This is a genomic window from Streptomyces sp. NPDC033216, assembly GCF_055577115.1.
In genome coordinates, this window is record NZ_JBVIQK010000002.1 from 591,714 (window position 1) to 613,602 (window position 21,889).

General features: G+C 72.3%; 21 protein-coding genes. 9 read left to right on the forward strand and 12 right to left on the reverse strand.

From position 1 onward, the window contains the following. The first annotated feature begins 284 nt into the window (after positions 1-284). Genes ACZ5Y0_RS06125 through ACZ5Y0_RS06150 form a run of 6 tightly spaced genes read left to right on the forward strand, consistent with a single transcriptional unit; the run spans position 285 to position 6,114 of the window. Complete coding sequence (locus tag ACZ5Y0_RS06125) at positions 285-3,011, forward strand: sensor histidine kinase (protein ID WP_469127402.1); 2,727 nt, start codon at positions 285-287, stop codon at positions 3,009-3,011. Further along, positions 3,008-3,511, forward strand: coding sequence for a roadblock/LC7 domain-containing protein (locus tag ACZ5Y0_RS06130; protein WP_469127403.1), 504 nt, complete (start codon positions 3,008-3,010; stop codon positions 3,509-3,511). The genes ACZ5Y0_RS06125 and ACZ5Y0_RS06130 overlap by 4 nt, the downstream gene beginning before the upstream one ends. Then, a complete protein-coding gene (locus ACZ5Y0_RS06135; RefSeq protein WP_469127404.1) occupies positions 3,508-3,939 on the forward strand; it encodes a DUF742 domain-containing protein in 432 nt (143 codons plus the stop codon). Before ACZ5Y0_RS06130 ends, ACZ5Y0_RS06135 begins: the two co-directional genes overlap by 4 nt. Continuing rightward, positions 3,920-4,567 carry a GTP-binding protein gene (locus tag ACZ5Y0_RS06140; protein WP_469127405.1) on the forward strand — a complete coding sequence of 216 codons (648 nt, stop codon included), beginning with the start codon at positions 3,920-3,922 and terminating at the stop codon, positions 4,565-4,567. The genes ACZ5Y0_RS06135 and ACZ5Y0_RS06140 overlap by 20 nt, the downstream gene beginning before the upstream one ends. Before the next feature lie 13 nt (positions 4,568-4,580). Next, positions 4,581-5,834: a styrene monooxygenase/indole monooxygenase family protein gene (locus tag ACZ5Y0_RS06145; protein ID WP_469127406.1), complete on the forward strand. Its 1,254-nt coding sequence runs from the start codon at positions 4,581-4,583 to the stop codon at positions 5,832-5,834. A gap of 58 nt (positions 5,835-5,892) precedes the next feature. Further along, a complete protein-coding gene (locus ACZ5Y0_RS06150; RefSeq protein ID WP_469127407.1) occupies positions 5,893-6,114 on the forward strand; it encodes a hypothetical protein in 222 nt (73 codons plus the stop codon). Between the two features lie 28 nt (positions 6,115-6,142). Here ACZ5Y0_RS06150 and ACZ5Y0_RS06155 read toward each other — a convergent pair whose 3' ends face one another. The 10 genes from ACZ5Y0_RS06155 to ACZ5Y0_RS06200 form a co-directional block, all read right to left on the reverse strand. Further along, positions 6,143-7,276, reverse strand: coding sequence for a C40 family peptidase (locus ACZ5Y0_RS06155; RefSeq protein WP_469127408.1), 1,134 nt, complete (start codon positions 7,274-7,276; stop codon positions 6,143-6,145). Between the two features lie 103 nt (positions 7,277-7,379). Then, positions 7,380-7,709 carry a hypothetical protein gene (locus ACZ5Y0_RS06160; protein WP_469127409.1) on the reverse strand — a complete coding sequence of 110 codons (330 nt, stop codon included), beginning with the start codon at positions 7,707-7,709 and terminating at the stop codon, positions 7,380-7,382. Between the two features lie 14 nt (positions 7,710-7,723). Next, positions 7,724-8,374 (reverse strand): TetR/AcrR family transcriptional regulator, encoded by a 651-nt coding sequence (locus ACZ5Y0_RS06165; RefSeq protein WP_469127410.1) that lies wholly within the window; start codon positions 8,372-8,374, stop codon positions 7,724-7,726. A 35-nt stretch (positions 8,375-8,409) separates the two neighbouring features. Then, on the reverse strand, positions 8,410-9,348 hold the full coding sequence (locus ACZ5Y0_RS06170; RefSeq protein ID WP_469127411.1) for an AurF N-oxygenase family protein: 939 nt from the start codon (positions 9,346-9,348) through the stop codon (positions 8,410-8,412). 688 nt (positions 9,349-10,036) lie between these two features. After that, positions 10,037-11,494: a peptidoglycan D,D-transpeptidase FtsI family protein gene (locus ACZ5Y0_RS06175; protein ID WP_469127412.1), complete on the reverse strand. Its 1,458-nt coding sequence runs from the start codon at positions 11,492-11,494 to the stop codon at positions 10,037-10,039. A gap of 88 nt (positions 11,495-11,582) precedes the next feature. Beyond that, positions 11,583-12,950, reverse strand: coding sequence for an FtsW/RodA/SpoVE family cell cycle protein (locus tag ACZ5Y0_RS06180; RefSeq protein WP_469127413.1), 1,368 nt, complete (start codon positions 12,948-12,950; stop codon positions 11,583-11,585). A gap of 53 nt (positions 12,951-13,003) precedes the next feature. Then, complete coding sequence (locus ACZ5Y0_RS06185) at positions 13,004-13,366, reverse strand: SH3 domain-containing protein (protein WP_469127414.1); 363 nt, start codon at positions 13,364-13,366, stop codon at positions 13,004-13,006. Between the two features lie 69 nt (positions 13,367-13,435). Then, on the reverse strand, positions 13,436-14,785 hold the full coding sequence (locus ACZ5Y0_RS06190; RefSeq protein ID WP_469127415.1) for an ATP-binding protein: 1,350 nt from the start codon (positions 14,783-14,785) through the stop codon (positions 13,436-13,438). Continuing rightward, positions 14,782-15,582 carry a hypothetical protein gene (locus ACZ5Y0_RS06195; RefSeq protein ID WP_469127416.1) on the reverse strand — a complete coding sequence of 267 codons (801 nt, stop codon included), beginning with the start codon at positions 15,580-15,582 and terminating at the stop codon, positions 14,782-14,784. Before ACZ5Y0_RS06195 ends, ACZ5Y0_RS06190 begins: the two co-directional genes overlap by 4 nt. A gap of 127 nt (positions 15,583-15,709) precedes the next feature. After that, the gene (locus tag ACZ5Y0_RS06200) at positions 15,710-16,216 is read right to left on the reverse strand and encodes a protein-tyrosine phosphatase family protein (RefSeq protein WP_469127417.1); all 507 of its coding nucleotides are present in this window, start codon (positions 16,214-16,216) and stop codon (positions 15,710-15,712) included. Between the two features lie 109 nt (positions 16,217-16,325). Between ACZ5Y0_RS06200 and ACZ5Y0_RS06205 the strand changes: the two genes are divergently transcribed. Beyond that, entirely contained in the window at positions 16,326-17,132 is an 807-nt protein-coding gene (locus ACZ5Y0_RS06205; RefSeq protein WP_469127418.1) for a nuclease-related domain-containing protein, read from the forward strand. Positions 17,133-17,426: 294 nt separating this feature from the next. Here ACZ5Y0_RS06205 and ligD read toward each other — a convergent pair whose 3' ends face one another. Next, positions 17,427-18,311, reverse strand: a complete 885-nt coding sequence (gene ligD / locus ACZ5Y0_RS06210) for a non-homologous end-joining DNA ligase (RefSeq protein ID WP_469127419.1) — start codon at positions 18,309-18,311, stop codon at positions 17,427-17,429. Between the two features lie 76 nt (positions 18,312-18,387). Here ligD and ku point away from each other — a divergent pair, with 76 nt between their 5' ends. Continuing rightward, positions 18,388-19,434 carry a non-homologous end joining protein Ku gene (gene ku / locus ACZ5Y0_RS06215; protein WP_469127420.1) on the forward strand — a complete coding sequence of 349 codons (1,047 nt, stop codon included), beginning with the start codon at positions 18,388-18,390 and terminating at the stop codon, positions 19,432-19,434. A 430-nt stretch (positions 19,435-19,864) separates the two neighbouring features. Here ku and ACZ5Y0_RS06220 read toward each other — a convergent pair whose 3' ends face one another. Next, the gene (locus ACZ5Y0_RS06220) at positions 19,865-20,191 is read right to left on the reverse strand and encodes a hypothetical protein (RefSeq protein WP_469127421.1); all 327 of its coding nucleotides are present in this window, start codon (positions 20,189-20,191) and stop codon (positions 19,865-19,867) included. A 441-nt stretch (positions 20,192-20,632) separates the two neighbouring features. On the opposite strand from ACZ5Y0_RS06220, the gene ACZ5Y0_RS06225 reads away from it, so the two are divergent. After that, positions 20,633-21,820, forward strand: a complete 1,188-nt coding sequence (locus ACZ5Y0_RS06225) for an MFS transporter (protein ID WP_469127522.1) — start codon at positions 20,633-20,635, stop codon at positions 21,818-21,820. Positions 21,821-21,889 lie beyond the last annotated feature (69 nt).

A 21,889-nucleotide genomic window follows, 5' to 3' on the forward strand; every position in this document is an offset into this window, starting at 1 on the left:
CCGGTTTTGGGTGGGAATGAAGCGCTCCGGGAAGACGTGGCGGCGAATACTGCCAAAGGCTGCGGCTCACGTCCAACCGGCCTGCCGGGCGGGGCCGTCGCACGCGCCAGAGGAACTTGCCCGCCAACTCCCCTCCGATGTTCACTCCTTCGGGTGGCGGGGCAGGCGATGCGCGAACCCTGCCCACCGGCACTGGGAGGGTCGGGAACCGTACCGGACAGGACGCGTCAGTCGACGGTGTGTCATCCGGCCCATGGGTAAACGAGTCAGGAATGCGAGCACCGGTGCAGAAGACGCGGCCTCGGCGCCCAGGCAGCAGGACGGCCTCCGAGCAGGGCGCGGAACGCACCCCTGTCGGCAAGGGCCGCCCCACCCACGTACGTAACCGGCTGATCGTCGCGGTGGCGGTCGTCGCCGCCACCATCGCCGGAGCGGGCGCGCCCTCCGTCCTCGACGCGTCCGGGCAGTTGAAGGACTCCCAGGACCTGGTCACGCTGGCCGAGCGGACCCAGGACGCGCTCGCGCTCGCCCAGGCGCTCGCCGACGAACGCGACGAGGTCACCGTCTACGTCGCGGCCGGCCGGACCAAGTCCAAGGCGCCCTCGCCGGAGGGCAGCGCCCGCGTGGACCGGCAGGTGCGCGAGCTGACCGCCGACACCGACACGCCCGCCGCGCTCCGCAAGGACCTCGACGGCATCGCGACCGTGCGCCAGGAGGCCCTCACCGGCCGGAGCACCGCGCTCCAGGCCCACCAGGCGTACTCCGAGGCCATCACCGCGCTGCACGGCCTGACCGAGCTGCTCGCCGAGCAGATGCCGCCCCGCGCGGGTTCCGGCGCTTACGCCCTCGCCGAGCTGGACGCCGCCGTCCAGCAGGCCGCCGCGACCCGCGGGCTGCTGCTCGCCGCACTGAACGTGCCGGCGTCCACCGAGAGCGTCTACGACCCGGTCACCGGCCGGACCTCCACCGAGAAGGTCTCCTCCGACGCCGACGGCGAGCGGCGCGACGCGCTGACGGCCGCCGCCCAGCAGGCCCGCCTGCGCTCCGACGCGTCCCTCGGCGCCTTCCGGGAGAGCGCGCCCGAAGAAACCGTCGACGCCTACGACTCCACGGTCACCGGCGGAGACGTCGAGGCCGCCGAGAAGTACCTGGCGTCCCTCACCGACCAGCCGGAACTGAGCGACGACGACCTCGACACCAGCACCAAGAAGCTCGACGCCGCGCTCGCCGCACGCGTCGAGCTGATGCGTGGCACCGAGTCCGCTCTCTACGACCGCCGCACCAAGGACCTCACCCGGCTGCGCGACGACGACGTCACCGCGCTGGAGATCCGCATCGCCCTGCTCGGCGCGCTGATCCTGCTGGCCATCGGCGTGGCCACCGCCATGGCCCGCAGCCTCACCCGCCCGCTGGCCGTCCTGCGCATCGGCTCCGCCCGGCTGGCCGACGCGGAGAACCCGGCGGCCGAGGAGCCCGTCCGGTTCACCGGACGCAACGACGAGTTCGCCCAGGTCGTCCGCTCCGTCAACGCCCTGCACGAGCGCGCCGCGGCTCTGCACGAGCGCGTCAACACCCTGGAGTCCGACCGCAAGCACCTCGTCGGACAGCGCCAGCGCATGGCCGACGCCCGCGAGGAACTGCGCGCGGAACTCGCCGACTCCGCCGCCCAGCTGGAACGGCTGCGCGGCAGCATCGGCGGCACCTTCGTCAACCTCTCGCTGCGCACCCTCGGCCTCGTCGAGCGCCAACTCGCGGTCATCGAGGGCCTGGAGGAGCGTGAGCAGGACCCCGACCGGCTGGCCACCCTCTTCAAGCTCGACCACTTCGCCACCGTCATGCGCCGGCACAGCGAGAACCTCCTGGTCCTCGCCGGCACGGAACACGTCCAGCAGCACGCCGGCCCCATTCCGCTGGTGGACGTCGTCCGCGCCGCCGTCAGCGAGATCGAGCGCTACGAACGCGTACGCATCTCCGCGCTGCCGCCGCACGCGCACGTGGCCGGCTTCGCCGCGGACGACCTGAGTCACCTCCTGGCCGAACTCCTGGAGAACGCCACCTCGTTCTCCCCGCCGGACCTGCCCGTCGAGGTCTCCGGCTGGCTCCTGGAGAACGGCGAGGTCATGCTCTCCGTCCAGGACGAGGGCATCGGCATGACCGAGGAGCGCCTGACCCGCCTGAACGCCCGCCTCGCGGAGTTCGCCCCGGACACCCCGTACGAGCAGGAGGGCGAGGAGGGTCTCGGCCTCGGCCTGTACGTCGTCGCGCGGCTCGCCCACCGGCACGGGGTGCGTGTGCAGCTGCGTGAGCAGAAGCAGGGCGGGATCGCGGCCGTCGTCGTCCTTCCGACGTCCCTGCTCGCCACCTCGCCCGCCGCGGTCCCCGCGTCCGCCCCGGCCTCCGGCACGCACACCTTCTCCCTCCCCGGCGCGAACGCGGAGGCCAACTCCAACGTCCTGCCCGGCCGCCCGAAGCCCGGCGGTGACCCGCTGGTCGAGGCCGCCGAGAGGGCCGTGCAGGCGGCGGAGCCGGAGACCCCGGCCGAGACGACGATGGAGCTGCTGATTCCGGCGGAGTCGGACGCGGAGCCGGACGCGGACGCGGAGCAGGAGACGGCGGCCACCGAACCACAGGCCGCCCCCGCCCCCGAGCCCGCCGCCGGCCCCGCCACTGCGGCCGGACCCGACCCCGGGGCCGCCGACAGCGAGGACGAGTCCGAGCACACCCGGACCCCCGACGCCTCGGAAGACATCGTCACCGACAAGGGTCTGCCCAAGCGGACTCCCAAACTGACCTCACCCACCCCGGCCCCCCGCCAGCGGAGCGGATCCGTGGACGCCGACGCCCTCCGCCGCCGCCTCGGCGGCTTCCGCCGGGGGGCGGAGGCCGGCTATCGCGATGTGGAGGCGGAGATCACCGAACAGACGGCTCAGAACAAGGTCCCGTCACCTCAGGAAGCACACGCACACGCCGCAGAAGACACGGGGGGCACAGCCGAGGAGGCAAGCAGTTGACCGCGCCCAGTACCTTCGGACTGAGCAGTGAAGCCCGTAACCTGCACTGGCTGCTGACGAACCTCGTGGAGGAAGTGCCAGGTATCCAGTCCGTCGCCGTCGTCTCCTCCGACGGTCTGCTCCTGCTCTCCTCGGACCCGGGCCGCAACGACGCGGCACGCCAGTCCCAGGGAGCCAGACCCACCGGCCCGCGCGGTTCCGCCGCCGACCTGGCCACCATCGTGTCCGGCATCGGCAGCCTCACCATCGGCGCCGCCAAGCTCATGGAGTTCGGCGGTGTGAAGCACACGATGGTCGCCATGGACGAGGGCAGCCTCTTCGTGATGTCGATCAGCGACGGCTCGTTGCTCGGTGTCCACGGCTCCGCCGACTGCGACATGAACGTGGTGGCGTACCACATGGCGCTGTTCGTGGGCCGGGCCGGACACGTCCTGACCCCCGAGCTCCGCAGCGAGCTGCGCAAATCCCTGGAGTCGGAGACGGCGGGGAGCGGCCGATGAGCACGACGCCGAAGAACCGCGGGCAGAAGCTCCCCGTCCGGGGCGGCGACCGCAAGCCGGCCCGCGTCCGCCCCTACTCGCTGACCGGCGGCCGTACCCGCTTCGGTCATGTCCTCCTCGTCGAGACGTTCGTGGCGACCACGGCCGAGCTCGAGGCGCCCGAGGAGCGCAAGGAACTGACGAACGGATCCCTCACCACCCGGGTGATGCCGGAACTGCGGGCCATCGTCGAACTGTGCCGCCGGATGCGCACGGTGGCCGAGATCGCCGCGCTGCTGAAGATGCCGCTCGGCGTGGTCCGGGTGCTCCTCAGCGACCTCGCGGACCAGGGAAAGATCCGTGTGTACGGCACCGGGACCGGTCACGGTACGGGCCGTCCCGACCGCGCTCTGCTGGAAAGGGTGCTGAGTGGACTCCGTCGTCTCTGACGCCGACACCCCGTTCGGTGCGTCCCCGCTCCTCGACGAATCGGGGGAGGAGCTGAAGTCCTGGCAGACGGACCGCACCCGGGCCCCCGTCGCCACGAAGATCGTGGTGGCCGGCGGGTTCGGCGTCGGCAAGACCACCCTGGTCGGCACCGTCTCGGAGATCACGCCTCTCCAGACGGAGGCGCTGATGACCGAGGCCAGCGAGGAGACCGACGACCTCACCGGCACCCCGGACAAGGTCACCACCACGGTGGCCATGGACTACGGCCGCATCACGCTCGACGACGACCTGGTGCTCTACCTGTTCGGCACGCCCGGTCAGCAGCGGTTCTGGTTCATGTGGGACGACCTGGTGCGCGGCGCGATCGGCGCCGTCGTCCTCGCCGACACCCGCCGACTGAAGGACTGCTTCCCCGCGCTCGACTACTTCGAGAGCTGCGGGCTGCCGTACGTCGTGGCCGTCAACCACTTCGACGACAGCGAGCTGTTCGAGCCGGAGGACGTACGGGAGGCGCTGACCATCCCGAAGCACATACCTGTCATGATCATGGATGCGCGTCGCCGGATCTCCGTGATCGAGACCCTCCTGGCCCTGGTGGGCCACGCGCTCGACGAAACCCCCGAGTAGGAGACAGCCCCGCATGCGGAAGATACTCGTCGTCGGAGCCGGCCAGTCCGGTCTCCAGCTCGCCCTCGGCCTCCAGTCGCACGGGTACGAGGTCACCCTGATGTCCAACCGGACCGCGGACGAGATCCGCGCCGGCCGGGTGATGTCGACGCAGTGCATGTTCCACACGGCCCTTCAGCACGAGCGCGACCTCCAGCTGAACTTCTGGGAGCAGCAGGCCCCCAAGATCCAGGGGCTCGGGGTCTCGGTGGCGGCGCCCGGCTCGCACGACCCCGGCCCGACCCAGCGCGCCATCGACTGGGTGGGCCGGCTCGACGGCTACGCGCAGTCCGTCGACCAGCGCGTGAAGATGGCCGGCTGGATGGAGACGTTCGCGCAGCGCGGCGGCCAGCTGGTGATCCACGGTGCGGCGGTCTCCGACCTCGACTACTTCTCCCGCGCCTACGACCTCGTCCTCGTCTCCGCGGGCAAGGGCGAGCTGGTGCAGATGTTCGGCCGCGACGCCTCCCGCTCCCCGTACAGCGAGCCGCAGCGCGCGCTGGCGGTGGCCTACGTGCACGGCCTGGGCCCGCGTCCGGAGCACCCGGACATGGAGGCGGTCCGCTGCAACCTGGTGCCCGGCGTCGGCGAGATGTTCATCATGCCGACGTTCACCACCTCGGGCCGCGCCGACATCCTGTTCTGGGAGGGCGTACCCGGTGGCCCGCTGGACGTCTTCAACGGCGTCAAGGACCCGTCGGAGCACCTGGCGCTGACGCTGGAACTCATGGAGAAGTTCCTCCCCTGGGAGTACGCGCGGGCCACCAAGGTCGAGCTGACCGACGCCGGCGGCACGCTCGCGGGGCGCTACGCCCCCACCGTCCGCAACCCGATCGGCCGCCTCCCCGGCGGAGGCCTGGTGCTGGGCGTCGCCGACGTCGTCGTCGCCAACGACCCGATCACCGGCCAGGGCTCCAACTCCGCGTCCAAGTGCGCGGCCTCCTACCTCGCCTCGATCCTCGACCAGGGCGAGAAGGAGTTCGACGAGGCGTGGATGCGGGCGACGTTCGACCGGTACTGGGACACGGCCCGGCACGTCACCAAGTGGACGAACGCGATGCTGGCCCCGCCGCCGGAGCACATCCTCAACCTCATCGGTGCCGCCGGCCAGCTCCAGCCGGTCGCCGACCGCTTCGCCAACGGCTTCGACAACCCCGCCGACTTCGAGAACTTCTTCTACGAGCCGGAGAAGACGGCGGCGTACCTGGAGTCGGTCGCCGGGGCCTGAGAGCGTCCTTACCGGGAATCACCGGGGCAGCCGTCCGGAGCGGTGGCATACTCGCGCGATGCCCTATCTCAGAGATCGGCTCACAGGCCTGCGCCGCACCGGCATACGTTCCTTCCACGAGACCGAGCGCGACCTCGTGGGAGTGAACGGCCCGGACGTGCTGCCCCTGCGCCGCTGGTCCGGTGAGGTGCCGCGGCTCGTCCGTGCCGTCCGGCCGCCCGCTCCACCGCTTCCCCTGATGGGCGTGGACACCTACTGCGCCGCCCTCCTGGCCTCCTGAGCCCCGGATGGCTCCTCGCCGTCGGCCGCTAGCGGGCGGTCGTGGCGTCGTTGCCCACGTCCGAACCGTGCGTCGCGGTGTCCGGGAGGGCGGGCGGCTCGTACGTGGTCCGGGGCCGCTCCTCAGGATCCGGGCGTACGGCGCCCAGCACCGGGTTGGCCGCGATCGGGGACACCTTCACCGCCGCCCCCGGTCGCGGAGCGTGGACCACCCTGCCCTCGCCCAGGTAGATCGCCACGTGGGTGGCCTCGGGGAAGTAGACGACCAGGTCGCCGGGGCGCAGCTCGGCCAGGGGGATGTGGGTGAGTTCGGCCCACTGTTCCTGACTGGTGCGGGGGATGGGGGAGCCGGCGGCCCGCCAGGCCTCGGAGGTCAGGCCCGAGCAGTCGTAGGACCTCGGGCCCTCCGCGCCCCACTCGTACGGTTTGCCGAGCTGGCGTACGGCGTAGCGCACCGCCCGGTCGCCCTCCTTCGACGGGTTGCGGTCGTCGCTCAGCGCGCCCGAGGTCATGATCTTGTCCTGGGCCTTGGCGACGCCGTCGCGTTCGAGGCGGGCGAGGGCGGTGAGCTGGTCGGCGGAGAGGGAGGCGAGGAGTTCCTCCACGTCGGCCAGCCGACGGCGTACCGCGTCGCGTTCCTTCCTTCGGCGCTCGGTGAGGGTGAGCTGCTCGTCGAGGGCGGCACGGGCTCGGCGGGCCAGGCCGTCGGCCTTGCGTTCGCTCCCCTCCAGCCGGCCCACCGTCTCCACGCGCTCCCGTGCCAACCGGCCGACCACATGGCCCTGGTCGAGAGCGTGCTGCGGGTCCCGGGCGAGCAGCAGCCGTACGTACGGCGAGATGTCGGTGCTGGTCTGGTACTGCTGGCGGGCCAGCCGGCCGGCCGCGCCCCGGCTCTCCTGGAGGGACAGGCGGGTCCTGGCCAGGGCCGCGGTGAGGCGATCGGCCTCGGTCCGGCGTTCCTTGAGTCTCTCCTCGGTGGCGTTGTAGTCCTCCGTGGCCCGCTCGGCCTGCCGGTACAGCTTCTGAAGATCCGTCAGCAGCTCGGCCACCGACCGCTCGCCGGGCTCCGGCGGTTCCGGTACGGCCGCGGCGACCCCGGGGGTCAGCAGCACCTGCGCGGCCAGCGCCGTCGTACAGACCAGACGCAGCAGCCTTCCTGACACATCATCACCTCCGCCGCGGGGCGGCCCCTCCGCCCCGCACGGTGAGCATCAGGGGCGCGTGCGGTCCGCGCGCGCCGGGTGTGAGCGGTTCGGCCCAACGGCGTCACCCGTCGGCGTCGTCCCGGTTGCCCTCCGGCGTGGCGTCCGGCTTCGACCCTCGCGGCCTGCCGTCCGGCTTCGACCACGGCCACTTCAGCCGGTTGTCCTTCTTGCCCTCGGGGTCGTACTCGTACTTCCAGCCGCGGGGCAGGCCGAGCTTCCCGCCGTGGCCGCGCGGGACGCGCCGGTAGACGAGGACGGCCGGCGGGCCGCCGGCCGCGTCAGGCACCGGGATGCGGTACGTCTTGGGCGGGTGCCCGGTCGGGCCCAGCAGTACGGGGAGGACGCGGCCGTCCATGGGGCCCCCCTCGAAGGGGGTGTCTTCGCTCTTCACGCCACCAGTGTCGATCAGGTGTCCGCCGCGAGCGCACCACGGAGCAGTTCGGCGGTCTGGGCGTCCCGCGCCGCGGTCACGGCGAGGGCGGCGACGAACTGGTCCACCAGCCAGTCCCGCAGCTCGTCGGCGGGCGGCTGCTTGCCCTCGTCGAGCCAGATCAGCGAGGCCGCCTCGACCGCGGTGATCCACATCCGGACGGTCATCCGCAGCCGGGGTCCGGGTTCGGCCACGTCCAGGTGGCTGTAGAGGTGCTCGGCCGCGGCCCGTCGTACGCCGTCCACGATGGCGGTCGTGCGGGAGGTCTCGACGACGCTGCCGCCCTGGAGGAGGGCGCTGAAGCCGGCGTCGTGCCGGCCGACGAAGGTGAGGTAGCGGTCCAGGGCGCGGGCGAGCCGGGGGAGCAGGGGGCCCTCGTGGGGCTCGTCGAAGCAGTGCCGGAGTTCGTCGGCGGCGGTGCGCAGCGCGGCCTCGTACAGCTGCTGCTTCCCGCCGGGGAAGTACCGGTACACGAGGGGCCGGGAGACCCCGGCGGCCTCGGCCACGTCGTCCAGCGAGACGTCCTCGGGGACGCGGAGCGCGAACAGCGACAGGGCGGCCTCCAGCAGCTGACTGCGGCGCTCCTCGACGCTGAGGCGACGGTAGGCGGGGGCGGCGGGGCTCATGACGTGCAGCGTAATCGCCCGCCCCCGCGGTGCGCCTACGCCAGCAGGCCGGAAGACTTCCACAGCCGCCGTCCCACCCCGCGCAGCACGCCGATGTCGTCGAGGAAGTCCGTCAGGCGCTTCGAGCCGGTCTGCATGACCTCGCGGCGGTGGCCGCTGGCCTTGACCTGGGCGAGCGCCTCGCGCTTGTCCAGGCCGACGTTCGTGTAGACGTCGGGGTTCACGAAGGCCACGGAGAACACCCGGGCGAACTCGCCGGAGGTCACCCGCGTGAACTCCTGCGACCACCTGGGCGCGGTCACCATCTGCCGGCGCAGCTCCTCACGGGCGTACCGCACGTGCCGGGCCTCCTCCACCACGTGGATGCGGGTGACGCCCCGGATCAGGGTCTGGACCCGCTCGTCGGGGAAGGTCAGCCGCTGCATCCAGTCGAGGACCTCCTCGCCGAGCAGGGTGGCCGTGAACGAGCCGGGCGTGGTGGAGACCGTCTTGAACAGCCGGCCGAGGTGCTGGTGGGCGCGGCTCACCGGATACCAGGGGGTGCCGCCCTGCGCGATCAGCCGGGCGAACATCTTCGAGTGCCGGCACTCGTCCTCGATCTCGGTGAGCGCGTACCGCACGTGCGCACTCGTCGCCGCCTTGTCGTAGATGTGCCGGCACAGCAGTTGCATCAGGATGATCTCGAACCAGATGCCGAGCGAGGCGAGCGCGGCGGCCTCGTGCTGGGACAGCAGGATCCGCTGCTCCTCGCCCATCCTCTTCCACAGCGGGGTGTCGTACAGCGACACCAGCTCCGGCGGCCAGAACCACTTGCCCTCCTCGAAGGGCGCGTCCCAGTCGAGTTCCCGGTCGGGGTCGAAGGAGTGCTTGGCGGAAGAGGCGAGCAGCCGCTCGGCCACCTGCTCCCGGTCCTTGAGCAGCCCGAGCGCGTCGCGCAGGCCGTCCAGCGCGTCGGCTTCCGTCAGGGTCGTCATGGCTGATCCACCTCGTCGTGCGGGGGCGTGTCCGGAGTCGTGCGGGTAGTGCGCCGGGCGCCGCGGACCGCGGGCCACCGGAGATCATCCGGTGGCCCGCGCTCACGCTGCGCCGGCCTTCACCTGCCGTGCGGTCGGCGGGTGCGCGGTCATGGGGACCCGGCGGTGCACTGTCCTGCGCCTCTTATGAGACTGCTTGTCAGCAAGCTCGTCAATCCCCGTGCGCCAACTGTTCGTTCGCGACCGATCGAGAGAGCGGCCGAGCGTCGGTCGCGCAGGGGGAGGCCGGTCCTGTCCGCCGGGCTTGCGGTAGGGGAGGGATCGTGAGCGCCGCACGGACACGGAGCCGGACGACGCGAGCCCGGTTCTGGTGAGTCCGCGGACCCGCGTCGCACCCGCGCCCCTCGCGCCTGCCGGAGCGTGTACCCGCGCCCTTGGGGGGAAGCCGGCACCGACGACGGCCGACGCCGCCCCCTGGCCGGCGCGGTGTTCGGCGGTGCTCCGCGCTGACCGCCTACCCCACCCCGCGCCCGGGGGCCGAGTCCACGAAGTCCCTCAACTCCGTTGAGTCCAAGGGAAACTGAGGCGGGCGAGGTTGACCTGGGCGGGTTCGAAGGTGGGCGACACGGCGGCTGCGTCAGTCATGGGCGCACGGTAGGACGCGCCTCACGGCCCGGGATCCCCCGTCTCAGGGGGTGAGCACCGCCTCCATGACCGACCGCGCGATCGGCGCCGCCAACCCGCCCCCGGTGATGTCCCGCCGCCTCGCCGCCGAGTCCTCCACCACCACCGCGACCGCCACGGTCGGCTCCATGTCGCGGTCGCCCTGCGCCCAGGACACGAACCAGGCGTACGGCGTCCCGGCGTTGCCGATGCCGTGCTGGGCGGTACCGGTCTTGCCGCCGACGGTCGCGCCCCGGATCGCGGCGTTCCTGCCGGTCCCCTCACTCACCACGTCCGTCATCAGCTCCCGCAGCCGCCGCGCGGTCGACGGCCGCACCACGTGCCGCGCCGGGCGCGAACCGGCCGAGGCGACGGTCGCCCCGCCGCTCCGCGTCGTCCGCTCCACCAGGTACGGCGTCCGCAACAGCCCGCCGTTGGCGACGGCCGCCGACACCATCGCCATCTGGAGCGGCGTGGCCCGCGTGTTGTACTGCCCGATCGAGGACAGGGCCAGCTGCGCCCGGTCGAGCGAGGTGTCGAAGGTGCTCTGCGCCACGGTGAACGGGATCCGGACGTCCGCCGCGTTGAACCCGAACGCCCCCGCCGTGCGGGCCATATCGGCGAGCCCCACATCCACGCCGAGTTTCGCGAAGACCGTGTTGCACGACCACATGAACGCCTCCCGCAGTGGAGCGTCCTGGCAGCCCTCGCCGCCGTTCGCCAGAAGCGTCGTCGTGCCCGGCAGCCGGTACGGCGCCGGTGACCGGGTCGGCGCGTCCAGATCCCTGATCACGCCGGTGTCCAGCGCCGCCGCCGCCGTGACCACCTTGAACGTGGACCCCGGCGGGTAGGTCTGCCGCACCGCCCGGTTCAGCATCGGCCGGTCCGGATCGGAGTTCAGCCGCGCCCACTCCCGCTCGACCCGCGGCCCGTTGCCGGACAGCGCGGCCGGGTCGTACGACGGCGCCGACACCAGCGCCAGGATCCGTCCCGTCGACGGTTCCACCGCCGCCACCGCGCCCTTGCGGCCGGCCAACCCCTCGTACGCCGCCCGCTGGGCCCGCGGATCGAGCGTCGTCAACACGTTCCCGCCGGCGGGCAGGGACCGGGTGAGGTCGTTCCACAGCGGCAACGGCGACAGCCGGGGGTCCGTGCCGGAGAGGACGCCGTCGTGTGCCTGCTCCAGGAACGTGGTCCCGTACAGCTGCGAGGCGAAACCCGTGACCGGCGCGTACAACGGGCCGTCGAGGTACGTCCTTTCGTAGCGCAACTGCTCCCTGGTGTCCCGCGAGCCGGTGACCGCCACGTCCTCGACGAGGATGTTCCCGCGGGGCTGGCCGTAGCGGGCGATGGCGGCGCGCCGGTTGGCCGGGTTGTCGTCGTAGGTGCCGGACCGGACCACCTGGACACGGGCGGCGTTGACGAGCAGGGCCAGCAGGAGAAGGGCGCAGAAGACGGCGGCGTGCCGGATGTGCCTGGTCATCACGGGGTCACCTCGGACCGCCAACGGCGCCCGGCCACTCCGCCGAGCCGGGACTCCTCGCCCCGCACATCCGTCTCCCCGGTTCCGTTCACGGCGCGGCCTTCCCGTCGTACTGGCGGCGTGCGGAACTGCTGATCCGGATGAGCAGCGCCACGATCGCCCAGTTCGTGACGACCGACGATCCGCCCTGTGCCAGGAACGGCATCGCCATGCCGGTCAGCGGGATCAGGCCGGTCACCCCACCCGCGATCACGAACACCTGGAGCGCCCAGATCGAGGCGAGCCCGACCGCGAGCAGCCGGCCGAAGGGGTCGCGCAGGGCCAGCCCGGCCCGGTAACCGCGCTCCACCAGCAGCGCGTAGAGCAGGAACAGCGCGCTCAGCCCCGCCAGGCCCAGTTCCTCACCGGCCGTCGCGAGGATGAAGTCCGACTTGACGGCGAAGCCGATCAGGACGGAGTGGCCGAGCCCGAGACCGGTGCCGAAGGTGCCGCCGGCCGCGAAGGAGAACAGGGACTGCGCGAGCTGGTTGGGACCCTCGCCCGCGTCGATCGACGCGAACGGGTGCAGCCAGTCCTGCACCCGGCTGTGGACGTGCGGCTCCAGCCGACCGACGGCGACCGCGCCCAGCGAGGCCAGCAGCAGCCCGACCGCGGTCCAGTCGATACGGCCGGTCGCCACGTACAGCATCACCACGAAGAGGCCGAAGAAGAGCAGCGAGGTGCCGAGGTCGCGTTCGAGGACCAGGACGCCGACGCCCAGCAGCCAGATCGCGACGACCGGCCCGAGGACCCGGCCGGTCGGCAGCCGCGTGAACCAGACCCGGCGGCCCGCGTGGGTGAGCGCCGTGCGGTTGGCCGCGAGGTACGCCGCGAAGAACACCGCGAGCAGCACCTTCGCGAACTCGCCCGGCTGGATGGAGAAGCCGGCGATCCTGACCCAGATCCGGGCGCCGTTGACGGCCGGGAAGAAGATCGGCAGCGTCAGCAGGGCCAACGCGGCGGCGACGCACACGTACGCGTATCGCTGAAGCACCCGGTGGTCGCGCAGCGCGGCCACGACGAAGACGAACAGGGCCACGCCCAGCGTCGACCACACCAGTTGGGTGGGCGCCGCGCGGTCGCCGGGCGTCTCCAGGTCCAGCCGGTAGATCAGCACCAGTCCGATCCCGTTGAGCAGCACCCCGATGGGCAGCAGCAGCGGATCGGCGTCCGGTGCGCGCAGCCGGACCGTCAGATGCGCCAGCAGCGCGAGCACGCCGAGCCCGGCGCCGTAGCCGGCGGCGCCGGGCGGGACGGTGCCGTTCCTGGCGAGCCCGACGGCGCAGTAGCCGTACACGGACAGCAGGACGGCCACGACGATGAGGGAGAGTTCGACGCCGCGGCGCCTGGGCAGGCGCGCCACCGTGACCGGCGCGTCCGCCGTCGGGGCGATGACTTCGGCTCCGGCTTGCATCATGTCCGGAACTTACCCAAATGGGGCTCCTTGTGAGCCTTGATCAGTCTGCGGTGTCAGCAGCGGCGCGGCGTCGGCCCGAGGTCGCGGATGTAGCGCGCCGCGCCGTAGGCCCAGGCTCCGTCCATGAGGAGGTACCACTGGGAGTTGCCATCGATCTTCTGGCCGGTGGTCCGGCAGTAGACGGTGACGACGTCGTTGCGGAAGGCGACGCGTACCACCTTGCCGCCGCGGTTCGGCGCGCTGCGCAGCAGCAGCTGGCTCGCGGTGACGACGCCCTTGTACAGGCGCGGGGCCTGGCGGTGAGTGCTGCCCTGACCGCCCTCGCTCGCGGCGGCGGGGGTGACGGCGGCCGCGACGGCGAGGGTGCCGGCGGCGCCGGCTATGGCGAACCGGGTGAGGGCGGAGCGCAGGGACATGGAGTACCTCCGAGATGGGGGTAGAACTGACTTACCGCCACATTAGGAGGGCTCGCGTCCGGCCGCCCGTCACGCTGCGCCATCGGGGAGGCCGTCGCCGCCGGAAGACGTGGTGCCGTCGGGGGGAACGGCCCTCGCGGGCGGGGTGCGAGGGAGCGTCAGGGTGGCGACGGCGCCGCCGTCCGGGGCGTTGGTGAACGTCAGCCGGGCGCCCAGCACCTCCGCCTGACCGGCCGCGATCGTCAGCCCGAGGCCGTGCCCCTTCGCGCCCCCCTCGGTACGGAACCGCTGCGGCCCGTGGGCCATCAGGTACTCCGGATAGCCGTCCCCGTGGTCCCGCACGGTCACCACCGGCCCGTTCACCGTGAGCACCACCGGCGCCCGCCCGTGCAGACGGGCGTTGGTGACGAGGTTTCCGAGGACCCGCTCCAGCCGGCGCCGATCGGTCTCGACACGCGTGTCCCGTACGACCCTGATCTCGACCTCGGACTCGGCGGCGACGCCGGGCGTGGCCCCCGAGGAGGCGGCCGCCGCCCGCACCACCCGGCGGGCCACCGCCCCGAGTTCCTCGGTGTCCGGCTCCGGCCGCTCGCGGCCGGTGTCCAGGCGGGAGATCTCCAGCAGGTCCTCGGTGAGCGTGCGCAGGGCCGCCACCCGGTCGCGCACCAGCTCCGTCGGCCGGCCCGGCGGCAGCAGCTCGGCCGCCGCGTGCAGCCCGGTCAGCGGGGTGCGCAGCTCGTGCGCCACGTCGGCGGTGAAGCGCTGCTCGCTCAGCAGCTTGCCCTGGAGCGAGGACGCCATCGAGTCCAGCGCCACGGCGACCGCGGCGACCTCGTCCTGCGGGCGGGTCGGATCCTTCGCCCGCGGATCGTCCACGCGCGCGTCCAGATCGCCCCCGCTGATCCGCCGGGCCACCCGGGCGGTGGCGTGCAGCCGCCGGGTCACCCGGGTCACCGCGAAGGTGCCGACCAGCAGGGTGGCCCCGATCGCCAGCACCGACGACCCCAGGATCGCGTTGTCCAGGGCCTCGATGGTGCGGGCGCTCTGCGAGTAGTCGACGGCGACGGCGAGGGCCCGCTCGCCGTCGGCGGGCCCGGCCGCCCACATCGTCGGCCGTCCGCGGTACTCGGCGACGGTCGTGCCGCGCTCGCCGGCCACCGCCAGCCTCCGAAGCGCCGCGGGCAGCCCCGGCGGGTCCACGCTCGCGCCGAAGCCGAGCGTGTCCCCCGCCTCGAAGGCCGTCGTCGCGTCCTCCAGCCGGGACAGCGCGAGTTCGCGGGCCTCGCCGACGGTCTGGTGCGTCACCGACACGTGCACGAGGACGCCGAGCAGCGCGGCGAGCGCGCAGCACATCACCGTGATGAACGCGGCGGCCTTCACGGCGAGCGTGCCGGACCACCGGGGGAGCGCGAGCCTCATCGGCCGCTCGCGGAGGGGGCGGGGGAGGCCTCCGAGGTGTGCGGGGCGGTGGAGGTGGGCCGAGGCGTATGGGGCCGCCCCCGGGTCCGCACCATCTCGTCGCGCGTGAGCAGCATCGCCTTCTGGTCCGGGTCCCACGTCCACTGGAGGCGGTACTCGTAGCCGGCGACCTCGGAGGGCGAGCGGATGATCACCGACCGCCCGGCGAGTTCGACCGCGCTCACGGCGTCCTCCCACCCCATGACCTGCACCAGTCGGTGCTTGTCCACCTGGTAGACGCGGACGGCCGTCAGGTCGCCCGGCAGTTGCCGGAAGCCCAGCGTCAGCTCGTCCCGCCCGTCGCCGGTCAGGTCGCGGTAGTACGGCCGCAGGACCGGGCACGGCTGCCGTCCGGCGCCGGTCTCGTCACAGTCGGCCATCCGCCGGGACGTCTCGCGGTACGGCGCCTCGGAACCGTCGTAGTCACCGGGATGCGCGGTGATCTCACGGCGTACGACCTCCACCGGGTCCACCCGGTGGATGTCGTCGCCGGGAACGTCGACACCCTTGACGACCTCGATGTTCACCTCGTCGATGTCGAACGCCGGACTCGACGCCGCCGGCAGGTCCGGCCACAGTTTCTCCGGGCTGACGGCGGTCGGTGTCGCCCCCGCGCCCTTCAGCCCACCGGCGTCGCCGCAGGCCGCGGTCGCCGACGCCAGCAGGGCGACGGACGCCAGCGCGAGGGCGATACGGGTGGGGCGGGGGTGTGTCACGGGGCTCCTGTGATCACGGTGACGGTCGGCCCCGTACACCATATTCGTAGGGAAATCCTTTTTGTGCACCGGACGGGTGCCGCTCGGGCCGGTCGGCAGGCCGGGAGGACGGTCGGGACGAGGGCGCCCGGAGGGTGGCGGCGGTGCGCCGGGGCGGTGGGAGAAACGATTACTCGGCCAGCTCCTCCAGCAGTCGGGCCGTCGACAGCCCCGCCCGCAGGTACTCGACGAACAGCTCGTTGTGCAGGGCCCAGGGCGAGCGCCGCGACCGTATCAGCCCGATCGCGTCGTCGGGCGAGTGGCCCCGGCGCACCAGCGCGTGGGCGACGACCAGGCCCGAGCGGTTGTACCCGTGCCAGCAGCGGACCAGCACCGAACGGCCCTCGTCGAGGGCCTCACCGGCCGCCTGCGCCAGCCGCATCACCCCGGCGAGCTGGGTGCCGTCCAGCGGCCCGTCGGGTATCGGCCACACATGATGCGGAACGCCCCGGTCGGGCCCGTGGCCGGGCAGCCGCAACAGGGTCTGGACGAGATCGAACTCGTCCCGTACCACCGCGAACTCCCGCTGTCCGCCCGGCCCGCGGAACTCGTGTCCGCCCATCCACAGGCCGGGCACGATCTCGTTCCACGCGCTGTCCGGAGCCGGTACGTCGGGTTGCTTCCTGCGGGTCCGCAACGGCGCCTCCCCAACCGCGTCCCTACGGCATGCCCACCTCCCTCCAAAGGTAATCGCCTTCTTGCCCCGCGGGACCCCGCCTGTTCCCATGGTCGTGGGGTGATGGTGCATGAACGGACTGCGCGTCGTACCGACCTGGCGCCACGGCCGGCAGCGGCTGTACGTCTGCCTGAAGGACGGCAGGAACATCGCCTGGTACGACAGGGAGGCCGGCCGGGTCAGCATCCTCAGCGACGATCGCAGAGCGGACGTACTGGAGGTGCTCGGACCCTTCCTGACCGGCTCCGTCACAGTGGGCCCGCCCCCCGTCCCCACCCCCGCCGAGCTGGCCCGTCTCGCCCTCCACCCCGACGACGACCTGGCGCCCAACCGCCCCGGCGAGGCCCTGCTGATCGCCCTGGACCGCGACCCCGGCCCCGCCCGCCGGCTGCGGCCCGACCCGCGCCGCCGCGCCCTGGAGGCCGAGCAGATCGTCGGCGATGCCCTGGACCGGCTGGACGGCGCCGGCTGGCACACGCTGCACTCCGTCCCGCTGCCCGGTGGCGACCGCGTCCACCACCTGGCGATCGGCCCGGCCGGACTCTTCGCCGTGCACACCGTGTACGCCCGCAAGCAGCGGGTCCTCGTCGCCGACCCGGCGGTCACCGTGGGCCGCCGCGACCCGTGCCCCCTGCTGCGTCGCGTCCGCGCCGACGCCGACCGCGTCTCCCACACGCTGACCGCCGAGGTCCGCCCGGTCCTCGCCCTGGTCGGCCCGGCCGACGTGCGCATGGTCGCCGCCCCGCGCGAGATACGGGTCCTGCGGGACACGGAACTCGCGGGCCTGGCCCGGCTGGGCGGCGTACTGAAACCGGCGGACGTGGAAGCGCTGCACGCGATGGCACGGGACAGGGGGACGTGGGCCTGCGGCGGTTGACCGGGATCGGATCGGACCGGCGCGTGGGCCTGCGGTGTGACCGGGATCCGGTCGGACCGGCGCGTGGGCCTGCGGTGTGACCGGGATCGGGTCGGGCCGGCGCGGGTCGGCCTCGGTGACCGTGTCTGGGGGCGGCGCTCCCGGACCCCCCCTTTGGCCTGGACGGCTTCGTCCCCGATCGCCCGTCGCGGACGGCCGGGGGAGCCGGGCGTCGGTCGAGAAGCCGGGCGCCGGTCGGGGGGTCGGCCGTCGTTCGAGAAGCCGGGCGTGGCCGGGCGGGTCGTGGCCGGAGCGTCAGTCGGGGAGTCGGCCGGCACCGTCGGCGTCGTACAACGGCGCGAGCAGATCGCCCCGCTCCCGTACCCGCCCCGCGACGGCCTCCGCCCCGAACGCCAGCTCCTCCGGTGCGCCGCAGGCCTCCACCTCCTCCCAGGTGACGGGGGCCGACACGGTCGGTTCCGGGCGGGCCCGCAGGGTGTAGGGAGTGGCGGTGGTCTTGCGGGCGGCGTTCTGGCTCCAGTCGACGAACACCTTGCCCGGCCGAAGGCTGCGGGTCATCCGGTGCAGGGCCAGCCGTGGCAGGGTCCGCTCCGCCTCCACGGCCAGCCGCTTGGCGTACTCGCTGACCCGTTCGGAGGACGATCCACGCACGGCCGCCAGCAGATGCAGCCCCTTCGACCCGGAGGTCTTCGCGTACGTCTCGATCCCGTCGGCCGCCAGCCGCTCCCGCAGCCACAGCGCGACCTCGCAGCACTCGACGACCGTCGCGGGCGCACCGGGATCGAGGTCGAACACGATCCGGTCGGCCTCCTCGGGCTCCTGGATCACCCACTGGGGCGTATGGAACTCGGTGACGAGATTCGCCGCCCACATCAGGCTCGGCATGTCCTGCACCAGCATCATCCGGGCCGGCCCCTCCGCCCGCGGCACCTCCGCGGTGGTGACCCAGTCGGGGGTACCCGGGGGCACGTTCTTGGCGAAGAAGACCTGTCCGCCGGGTCCGTCCGGGTAGCGCAGGAAGGAAAGCGGCCGGTCACGCAGATGGGGCAGCAGGGCACCGGCGACGGTCGCGTAGTAGTGCAACACCTCGCCCTTCGTGAAGCCGGTGGCCGGGTACAGCACCTTCTCCAGATTGCTGAGCGCGAGCCGTCGCCCCTCCACCTCTGTGATGGGCGTCATACGATGAGAATCACACGGTTGGTGCGTATATGTCTGCTATGCGACTTTCATCGGCAACGTCAGGAGGGTGCTGCACGTGCGATCCATCTGGAACGGCGCCATCTCGTTCGGCCTCGTCAGCATCCCCATCAAGCTCGTGAACGCCACCGAGAGCCACTCGATCTCGTTCCGCCAGATCCACACCGAGGACGGCGGCCGCATCCGCTACCGCAAGGTCTGTGAGCTGGAGGACCGCGAGGTGAGCCAGTCGGAGATCGGCAAGGGCTACGAGGACGCCGACGGCACGATCATCCCGATCACCGAGGAGGACCTGTCTCATCTGCCGCTCCCCACGGCGAAGACGATCGAGATCGTGGCCTTCGTGCCGGCCGACCGGATCGACCCCCTCCAGATGGACGCCGCGTACTACCTCCAGGCGGGCGGAGCCCCCGCCGCCAAGCCGTACACACTGCTGCGGGAGGCGCTGAAGCGCAGCAACAAGGTCGCCATCACCAAGTACGCGCTGCGCGGCCGGGAACGCCTGGGCATGCTCCGCGTGGTCGGCGACGCGATCGCCATGCACGGCCTGCTCTGGCCCGACGAGGTCCGCGCCCCCGAGGGTGTGGCCCCCGAGACCGACGTCACGGTCCGCGACAAGGAACTCGACCTCGCGGACGCCCTGATGGACACCCTCGGCGAGGTCGACCTGGAGGACCTCCACGACGAGTACCGCGAGGCCGTCGAGGAGGTCGTCGCCGCGAAGGCGGCCGGGGAGGCACCCCCCGAGGCTCCGAGCGCCGCACCCAGCGGCAAGGTCCTGGACCTGATGGCGGCCCTGGAGAACAGCGTCCGCGCCGCGAAGGAGTCCCGCGGCGAGCCGACCCAGCGCGAAGAGGCCGAGGTCAGACACCTCCCCGAACGCAAGACGGCCCGCACGGCCCCAAAACAGACCGGCGGCAAGAAGTCCACCTCGACGGCGAAGAAGACGGCGGCGTCCGCGAAGAAGGCGACGAAGTCCGCCCAGCCGGCGAAGAAGACGGCGTCGACGGGCAAGAGTGCGGCGAAGAAGACGGCGGCGACAGCGAAGAGCACGACGAAGAAGACGGCGGCGAAGAAGACGACGGCCCGCAAACGGTCGGCTTGAGGGGTCGGGGGCTTCTTCCCCGTGCAGGCGTCCCGGTCTCACGCGGCCTTTGCCCGTGCGGGCGTCCCGGTTTGGCGGCTTCCTCCGGCGCCCGCTGAGCGCGCGCGGCGCACCCGCCCTCACCGCTCCCGCCGGCCTCTACCGGCCGCCGGCTCGAGCCAGCCGTGCTCGGCCGGCCGGGCCCCTCACGCGCGGTCCCTCCCAGCCCGCCGCCCCCACCACGCCAGACAGCCCCACCGCGCCGAGGCCCCTACGGCAAGGGCGACGATCACCGCGCCCGAGTCGATGACATGCGGCAGTCCCGGGAAGAAGGCGAAGAAGGCGAGGGACGCAACGAGGCCACAGAGAAAGGCGACGATCCCGATCCGCCTACGCCGCGCTACGCGGGAAGCGCTGCGCCCTGGCTGATGCTGCTCGACCATGCCGGAACTCACTTCGTGATGTGGTGACACTGACTGGCGCGCTGAACCCCATTGACGAAAAGCCGGGCGCAGGCCTTGCCATAACGGGGCAACGTCCCCGGAGAGTTGCTGCGCATCGGGTCGATCTTGCACTCACTGTGCGTCCTGCCGCGTGAGGTTCGGTAGGTCCGGTTACCTGTGTCGGCGTACGTGAAGTCGATACGCCAGTTGCAGAATCCGCTGCTGAGCGCACCGACGAAGGCACAGTCCACGCCGGCGTTCTGGTAAGTGATCTTCCTGCCGCTGCCACGGATGATGTGCGTGAACATGCAACCGGTAGGAACCTTCATCGTCATGCCGCCCACGCTGTACTCGAACGTCTGGACGGGCGTGGAACCGGCCGCTCCGGCGTGCGCGTGAGGGGAGCCGGATAAGAGGACCACCGCGACCGTCGTGAGAGCAGTGACAACGCGCGACGCATACCTGAGGGACAAGACGAACTCCTCTGCCGATCTTCGGTGACACCGGATCAACAGGCTTTTCCGGCTTGGGGTTGCCGAGTTCGCCGGGCTTCACTGCGATGAGTGACCACAGCGCGCGGGCGATGACCAGCAGAAACGTTTACGGGCGCGGGCGGCGTCCCGCAACAGGGCATGCCGGCCGACTTCTCACCTCCCGCCCCGCCCCCGTGAATCTCTTGACCTATGGGCGAATGTTACCGGTAACATCACCACCCGTCGGAGTCACCGCACACAAGCCACCGCCTCTGGGGAGTCCGCGTGACCGATCAGCCCACGATGCGTATCCCGCCACCCCGCCACGGGCCCGGCCCCGTGTTCACGCCCGCAGCCACAGCCGCCTCCTGTCTCGGCTTCGTCCTGATCGGTGCTCTCCAGGCCCTCTACGGCCCCGCGATCCCCGCCCTTCGCCGGGACTTCGGCCTGTCGCCCTCCACGGCCGGACTGGCACTCAGCGCCCACTTCGTGGGTGGCGTGGCGGGCGTCCTCCTCTTCGACCGGCTCTACGGCCGGATCGGCAACAGGCGGATCCTCGCCGCCTCGTACCTCCTCATGGCCACCGGCGCCGCAGGCTTCGCGCTCGCGCCGAACTGGCCGACGGCCCTCGCCGCCGCGCTCGTGGCGGGACTCGGCTTCGGCGGCATCGACTACGGCCTCAACCAACTCTTCGCCGTGGGCTTCGGCCACCGTTCCGCCGCGATGCTGAACATCCTCAACGCCCACTTCGGCATCGGCGCGATCCTCGGCCCGGCCCTGATCGGCGCGGCCGGCGCCGACGGCCACTCCACGATCTTCCTGGCCTTCGCCCTGGCCAACCTCCCCCTGCTCCTCTGCCTGAAGGGCGTGCGCGACAAGGCGCCACAGCCCACCGACGCCTCCGTCACCCCCACCGGCGCGACACCCCTCACGCGCAGCCTGGTCTCCATCCTGACCGTCTTCGTGGCCCTGTACGTCCTGCACGTCGGCATCGAGGCCGGCGTGGGCGGCTGGGAACCCACTCACCTGGAGACCGTCGGCCACGGCGCGGGCGTCGCCGCGACGGCCACCTCCGTCTACTGGCTGATGTTGACGATCGGCCGCTTCCTGGTCGCCCCCCTCGCCCTGCGCTTCTCGGCCCCGACGATCATCACCGTCTCCTGCGCCGGCATGACCGCCTGCCTGCTCCTGGCCGCCGTACCGGCATCGGCGCCGTACGCCTACGCCGGCGTGGGCCTCTTCATCGCCCCGATCTTCCCCACCGGCCTGCCCTGGCTGCACCAGGCCGCCCCCGGCGCCGCCCGAGCGGGCGCTCTCGTCATCGCCGCCTCGATGGTCGGTGGTGTGGCCGCGGGCCCCTCCCTGGGCAAGGTCATCGAGTGGTCCGGCATCAGAGCCGTACCCCTCCTCCTGGCCGCGGTCTCCGCGGCCTGCCTGGCAGCCACCCGCTGGCTGATCCGGGCGACCCGCACGGCAGGGGGCAGTGCATGACAGGTGGGGACGCGCCCGCAGTCGCCGTACCGGGGGAGCGGGTCGTTGGCGCTGCCGCGGCCGTACTGC

Bases quoted from the DNA above. Each gene is read 5' to 3' on its own strand.
- ACZ5Y0_RS06145 (WP_469127406.1), top strand. From the start codon at position 4,581: ATGCGGAAGATACTCGTCGTCGGAGCCGGCCAGTCCGGTCTCCAGCTC.
- ACZ5Y0_RS06150 (WP_469127407.1), top strand. From the start codon at position 5,893: ATGCCCTATCTCAGAGATCGGCTCACAGGCCTGCGCCGCACCGGCATA.
- ACZ5Y0_RS06185 (WP_469127414.1), bottom strand. From the start codon at position 13,366: ATGTCCCTGCGCTCCGCCCTCACCCGGTTCGCCATAGCCGGCGCCGCC.
- ACZ5Y0_RS06190 (WP_469127415.1), bottom strand. From the start codon at position 14,785: ATGAGGCTCGCGCTCCCCCGGTGGTCCGGCACGCTCGCCGTGAAGGCC.
- ACZ5Y0_RS06205 (WP_469127418.1), top strand. From the start codon at position 16,326: ATGAACGGACTGCGCGTCGTACCGACCTGGCGCCACGGCCGGCAGCGG.
- ACZ5Y0_RS06135 (WP_469127404.1), top strand. From the start codon at position 3,508: ATGAGCACGACGCCGAAGAACCGCGGGCAGAAGCTCCCCGTCCGGGGC.
- ACZ5Y0_RS06175 (WP_469127412.1), bottom strand. From the start codon at position 11,494: ATGACCAGGCACATCCGGCACGCCGCCGTCTTCTGCGCCCTTCTCCTG.
- ACZ5Y0_RS06180 (WP_469127413.1), bottom strand. From the start codon at position 12,950: ATGATGCAAGCCGGAGCCGAAGTCATCGCCCCGACGGCGGACGCGCCG.
- ACZ5Y0_RS06220 (WP_469127421.1), bottom strand. From the start codon at position 20,191: ATGACGATGAAGGTTCCTACCGGTTGCATGTTCACGCACATCATCCGT.
- ligD (WP_469127419.1), bottom strand. From the start codon at position 18,311: ATGACGCCCATCACAGAGGTGGAGGGGCGACGGCTCGCGCTCAGCAAT.
- ACZ5Y0_RS06165 (WP_469127410.1), bottom strand. From the start codon at position 8,374: ATGAGCCCCGCCGCCCCCGCCTACCGTCGCCTCAGCGTCGAGGAGCGC.
- ACZ5Y0_RS06170 (WP_469127411.1), bottom strand. From the start codon at position 9,348: ATGACGACCCTGACGGAAGCCGACGCGCTGGACGGCCTGCGCGACGCG.
- ACZ5Y0_RS06195 (WP_469127416.1), bottom strand. From the start codon at position 15,582: ATGGTGTACGGGGCCGACCGTCACCGTGATCACAGGAGCCCCGTGACA.
- ACZ5Y0_RS06225 (WP_469127522.1), top strand. From the start codon at position 20,633: ATGCGTATCCCGCCACCCCGCCACGGGCCCGGCCCCGTGTTCACGCCC.